We start from the raw sequence: 5,289 nt of genomic DNA, 5'->3' as shown, positions 1-5,289 counted from the left end.
TGAATGAGGTCTTTCTCCCAGCCCGTGAGGCGACCGAAATTGCTCATCGGGTATTGCTGGCTGATCCGGCCATCCTGACCCTTGCCGCGCTTGAGATAGACCGTGCGCCGCTTCGCGTGGACCCGATACCACTCGATCTGGAAGATGCCCGGCCCGGAGGTGGTCGTCTGTCGGGTCCGCAACCCGATCGTTCCCCGTTCGCTGGGATGGCGCTCTCGTTGTTCTCGGAGCATCGTCTCGGTATAGGTGCGTGCGACATCGTCGGCTTCCTCGCGCAGCGCCTGGAGGATGTCCAGCGAGCGCTCCTGAAACTCGGCCTGGAGATCGGCGAGCGCGTGTCGCACCCAGTCCAGGCGCGTGTCGGGCGTGTCCGGTACTGTGTCGTCGTTCAAATGCGCACCCCAAATCCACCCATCTTTGCTTCCCCCCATCTCCACCCGGTCTTTTTTCCGCCCCCATCTCCACCCTACTGCACGGGTGGAGATGGGAGGCACTCCACCCGATTGGCGCTCGACGCTCCCGCGAGCCGGGTTCGATCCGACCCCAGTGACACCGCTCAAGCGCGTCTGGACGCCTGCTTGGGCGCGTCGGGGGCGCGTCCGTTCTCGTGTCGGACGGCTCGGTCCACGTCATCGCCACCTTGCCGTCGACAGCGGACACAACCGTCGCGACAATCCTGGATCGCGTTCCCGGCCCGGTCGCCGATCAGGATCGTCGTCTGCGGGCCAACAGCACACGCATCGATCCAAGCGATCCGGGATCGGTTCGTCCTGGCGTGAGGTCAGGGGGCGTTCGCCCCGTCCCGCCGCCAAACACGCCCCCGCTTGGACAGGTTTCGGCATTGACGGCAGATCCGCCGGTCATCGGCTCCCGGAGCAGGCGCGTTCGGCGCTCATCGTCCGGTCTTTCCGTCATTCTGACGCCCTCGTCACGACTGACGCACGAATAAAATCGACCTCGCAGAGCAAGGTTTTCAATTCCGCGTCATTCATCTTTGGAATGCCGAGTCTATAAAAAATCCAGCGGTCTGTCCGACCGAAACGGTTAATGATTCCATTAACCGTTTCGACTGGACAGGGGGCGTTCTATTGACCACGATGGCGAATGAAAAGCGCGTGCGTGAAACGCCGCAAAGATGATCGCGGACAGGGCATCGGACAGAACAGCGGACAGAACATCGGACATCGGACAGGACATCGGACAAGACAGCGGACAGAACAGTGGACATCGGACAAGACAGCGGACAGAACAGCGGACATCGGACAAGACATCGGACAGAACAGTGGACGGCGGACAGAACAGCGGACAAGTAGCGGACAGGACACAGGACAGATGTTCGGAAGCGAAAACGGTCATCGTAATGGACGGCGATCGATTCGTTTGCAAACACAATGAATTCATCGAAAAATAATTCATGAGCACGAATCACAAGCATCTTCAATCGCCCGATGCGTTTCTACTGGTCTTGAAAAAAACGAAAGCGAAACGTCGCTCCGAATCAACGACATTCATCGAGACCTATCAAGAATTGATCGTTGAAGGTATCAAACAGGGGTATTCGAGCGTCGTGATGTTCAGGGCATTCAAATCGTCTGGAACGCCGCCGCCGATGAGCCATCGACAATTCAGGCGCTATGTCAGTCGAATGAAACGCGAACGGCTGTTGACGGTCGCGCCCGTCTCGGGCGTCACGTCATCGGCATCCGCTGGCGATCGCCCCGTGCAACCCGTGTTGATTGCCACAGAAAGAAAGATCGAGAAAAAAGCGATTGAACTGAATGCGTCGAGCGCGAAGGAAGCGCCCGTTTTCAAGCAAAAAACCTTCGATTGGAATCCCCTCGCAACGTTCGACGATCACGCCTAGCGGCGCCAAACAGGGCCATCGAAATGAAACGCCGCTCAGAACGGCTTTAGGCTTTTCCCGAAACCACTCGCCGGCGCTTCCGATCCACGTTTTCAGAGGATGTACGATGTCGAAACTCTTTATTACCCTCCAGGCCAAAGGCGGCGTGGGGAAAAGCTATGTCTCGTCGATCCTGGCGCAATATCTCCAGGACGCCAAGCTCTCCGTGCATTGCATCGATACGGATACCACCAATCCGACCTTGCGTCGCTATCAACCGCTCCACTGTCAGTATCTGAATCTCGCGACCGATCACGTCATCAATCCGCGCGCCTTCGACGAACTGGTCGAGATCGTCTCCGGCGCACCACATGACCGGCACTTCGTGGTCGATGTCGGCAGCAACGGATTCCAGCCGCTGATGGCCTATGCGGTCGAAAACGACTTGTTCTCCGTGCTGGAGAGTTTGGGCGTGGACGTGATCGTCAATTCCGTGGTCGCGGGCGGCCCCGACACGGACGAGACCCTCAGTAGCACCTTGGCGGTCCTGGAATACACGCACGTCACGACGCTGATCTGGCTCAACGCGCATCTGGGCGCACTGGAATTCAAGCATCGCCCGATCCAGCACCTCGACCTGTTCGACCCGTTCAAGTCCCGCATTCTGGGCTGGGTGACGCTGCCGAAATATGCGGCCACCACCTTCGGACAGGACATCGCGCACATGCTGTAGGAACGCTGGACCTTCAACGAGACCCTCGAACGTCTGACGCTGATGCCGCAAATGCGCATTCGGAAAGCCAAGCGCGATCTGTGGTCGCAGTTGGACCAGGTGTTTTTCCCGTTGCCGCAGGCACCGTCCGTCTCGACGCCCGCGCCAACGCCCAGCGCGATCAACGCCGCAGCGATCGCCGATTAAGCGCCGATCGCCGATCGGCCACGCGCTCCTCGGCTTGGGATTCGGTCTCGATCGGGCGCGGTCAGACGACGCCGCGCCAACGCCACAAGCGATCCTTGACGACCTGCCGTCCTGGCTGACCGATCGCGCCGATGCGCATCCCGAACGCGACACTCGGTGCGGCGACCGGCGTGTCGTGGTGTATTGGTGCGTTTCTGGGTGCGGATGAAGGCCACGGTCTTCGAGTACAGCGAGGTGTTCGACGATCGCCGAGGTTGGCATTCCACCTTCGGGTACACTGCCCCTGTGCCGCTCCTGAAAACTCTATCGCAGCCTGCTCTCGTGGTTCACGCGCAGGCGACGTCGCCTGAAGCGATGCCTGCAAAACGCTCTTCCATTGCCCGCTTTTCACCGACGATGGATAACTGATCGGTGATGAGGAGATCGTGTTTTGAAAGTCCGGACGCCGTGGGAAAGGGTAAAATTTCAGCCTTTTCGACATGCCCACCAATAAACGCTATCCGACCGATCTGAACGACCGGCGCTGGGCCCTGATCGCGCCTTTGTTGCCCGACGCCCGCTCAGGTGGAGGTCCGCGCACCGTGGCGATGCGCCAGGTCGTCGATGCGATCTTGTCCGTCACGCGCTCGGGCTGCGCTTGGCGGTTGCTCCCGCATGACTTTCCACCTTGGCAGACTGTCTATGGCTACTTCCGTTGCTTCACGCATCGCTATCCAATGTGATATCTATACATACCCCTTCGATAGAGCTACGGAAACAAAGGGTTGAATCAAAGGGGCAGCACGAATATCACATCTTAAGGTTCTTGACGGCGTTAAGCCTGCCACGAAATGCCTCTTGGCGATGCGTGCTTGCTTGACGACGGAGAGCGGTCACGCCGCGATCCAGACACTCAATAGCGACGCCTGCGCCGCGCGGAGACCCCATGCCCACGATCGGAACCCCGTTCACTCCCACCGCGACCAAAGTTCTGCTCTGCGGAGCCGGCGAACTTGGCAAGGAGGTCGTCATCGAGCTCAAGCGGCTCGGCGTCGAGGTCATCGCCTGTGACCGCTATCCCAATGCACCCGCCATGCAGGTCGCCGATCGGTCCTACAGCTTTTCCATGCTCGACGGGGCCGAGCTCAGACGCGTCATCGAGCAGGAACGTCCCGACTACATCGTCCCAGAGATTGAGGCGATCGCCACCGACACCCTGCTTGCCCTGGAGTCGGAAGGCTTCACGGTCATCCCTACCGCGCGGGCGGCGCGGCTCACCATGAACCGCGAGGGCATCCGCCGGTTGGTGGCCGAGGAGCTCGGCATTCCGACCTCGCGCTACCGCTTTGCCGACACCCGCGAGGACTTCGCGCGCGCCGTGGCCGAGATCGGTCTGCCCTGCGTGGTCAAGCCGATCATGAGTTCCTCGGGCAAGGGCCAGAGTCTGGTGCGCCGCTCAGAGGCGCTCGACCACGCATGGGAGTACGCGCAAGCCGGCGGGCGCGCCGGTGGCGGACGGGTCATCGTCGAGGGGTTCGTCGACTTCGACTATGAAATCACCCTGCTCACCGTGTGCCACCGCGACGGGACCGCTTTCTGCGAGCCGATCGGCCACCGCCAGGAGGACGGCGACTACCGCGAGTCCTGGCAGCCCCAGCCCATGACGCCGATGGCGCTGGCACGCGCCCGCGAGATCGCCACGCGCGTTACGGATGCGCTCGGCGGGCGCGGCCTCTTCGGCATCGAGCTGTTCGTGCGTGGCGACGAGGTCATCTTCAGTGAGGTTTCACCGCGCCCCCACGATACCGGCATGGTGACCTTGATTTCGCAGGATCTCTCGGAGTTCGCGCTCCACGCCCGTGCCATCCTGGGGCTGCCGATCCCCGCGATACGCCAGCAGGGTCCCGCCGCCTCGGCGGTCATTCTGGTCGAAGGGGAGTCGACTCAGCCGCGCTTCGGCAACCTCGCCGCAGCGCTGGTCGAGCCCGGCACCGACCTGCGTCTGTTCGGCAAGCCAGAGGTGCACGGGCGTCGTCGCCTGGGCGTGGCCCTGGCGCGGGGAACCGACATTGAGGACGCCAAGGCACGCGCCCTGCGCGTCGCCGCCCAAGTACAGGTCACCCTGGATTGAGCATGACCCTGCTCCCCGGCTTTCCCGATCGCTATCAGGCGAGCATCCTCAACGCGATGGATCTCTGCGCGGTCAAGCACACGATCAAAATGCCTCTGCGCTTCGAGAACCACCTCGTTCAGGGCGACACCGAACCGGGCTGAGTCCCACCGCTCGCCAGGAGCGGCGCTTGTCCGATGCCAAAGAACTCTCCCCTATGCGGTTGAAGTCAGCCTGAAAAATTTGTGAAGTGTTTTTGCTGACTGTCACCGAGCAAACGTCGGATAATGGTCAAATATCTAGTGCCTGAACGATAACCTGTTTCGTCTTATAAAAACAATCTGTTATGATCTGGACCCTTGGTCGAAGATGGTGTGAAATCACCGTACGATAGGGTCAGAAACAGGCTGTAACCCATTGATGATTCGTTTCGACCGC

At 60.7% G+C, this 5,289-nt stretch carries 6 protein-coding genes and 1 pseudogene; 6 read left to right on the top strand and 1 reads right to left on the bottom strand.

Annotation, left to right across the window (positions count from 1 at the left end):
- The coding region (gene mobI, locus QZY07_RS08790) for a conjugative transfer protein MobI(A/C) (protein WP_295401647.1) at positions 1-392 on the bottom strand (392 nt) is incomplete at its 3' end.
- Between the two features lie 1,022 nt (positions 393-1,414).
- Here mobI and QZY07_RS08785 point away from each other — a divergent pair.
- From QZY07_RS08785 to QZY07_RS08760, 6 genes and pseudogenes are all read left to right on the top strand, one after another.
- Complete coding sequence (locus tag QZY07_RS08785) at positions 1,415-1,864, top strand: hypothetical protein (protein WP_295401646.1); 450 nt, start codon at positions 1,415-1,417, stop codon at positions 1,862-1,864.
- 106 nt (positions 1,865-1,970) lie between these two features.
- A complete protein-coding gene (locus tag QZY07_RS08780) occupies positions 1,971-2,576 on the top strand; it encodes a P-loop NTPase (RefSeq protein WP_295401644.1) in 606 nt (201 codons plus the stop codon).
- Between the two features lie 51 nt (positions 2,577-2,627).
- Positions 2,628-2,762, top strand: coding sequence for a hypothetical protein (locus tag QZY07_RS08775; RefSeq protein WP_295401642.1), 135 nt, complete (start codon positions 2,628-2,630; stop codon positions 2,760-2,762).
- Between the two features lie 479 nt (positions 2,763-3,241).
- Positions 3,242-3,455, top strand: a pseudogene (locus QZY07_RS08770) (transposase); the annotation flags it as partial.
- Between the two features lie 232 nt (positions 3,456-3,687).
- Entirely contained in the window at positions 3,688-4,872 is a 1,185-nt protein-coding gene (gene purT, locus QZY07_RS08765; RefSeq protein WP_295401641.1) for a formate-dependent phosphoribosylglycinamide formyltransferase, read from the top strand.
- A 2-nt stretch (positions 4,873-4,874) separates the two neighbouring features.
- Complete coding sequence (locus QZY07_RS08760; RefSeq protein WP_295401639.1) at positions 4,875-5,015, top strand: hypothetical protein; 141 nt, start codon at positions 4,875-4,877, stop codon at positions 5,013-5,015.
- Positions 5,016-5,289: the final 274 nt, after the last annotated feature.

Origin of the sequence: uncultured Thiocystis sp., assembly GCF_903866365.1 — a bacterium.
GTDB lineage: Bacteria > Pseudomonadota > Gammaproteobacteria > Chromatiales > Chromatiaceae > Chromatium.
Note: the sequence above shows the minus strand (reverse complement) of the source record. Positions and strands in the feature narration are given on the sequence as shown.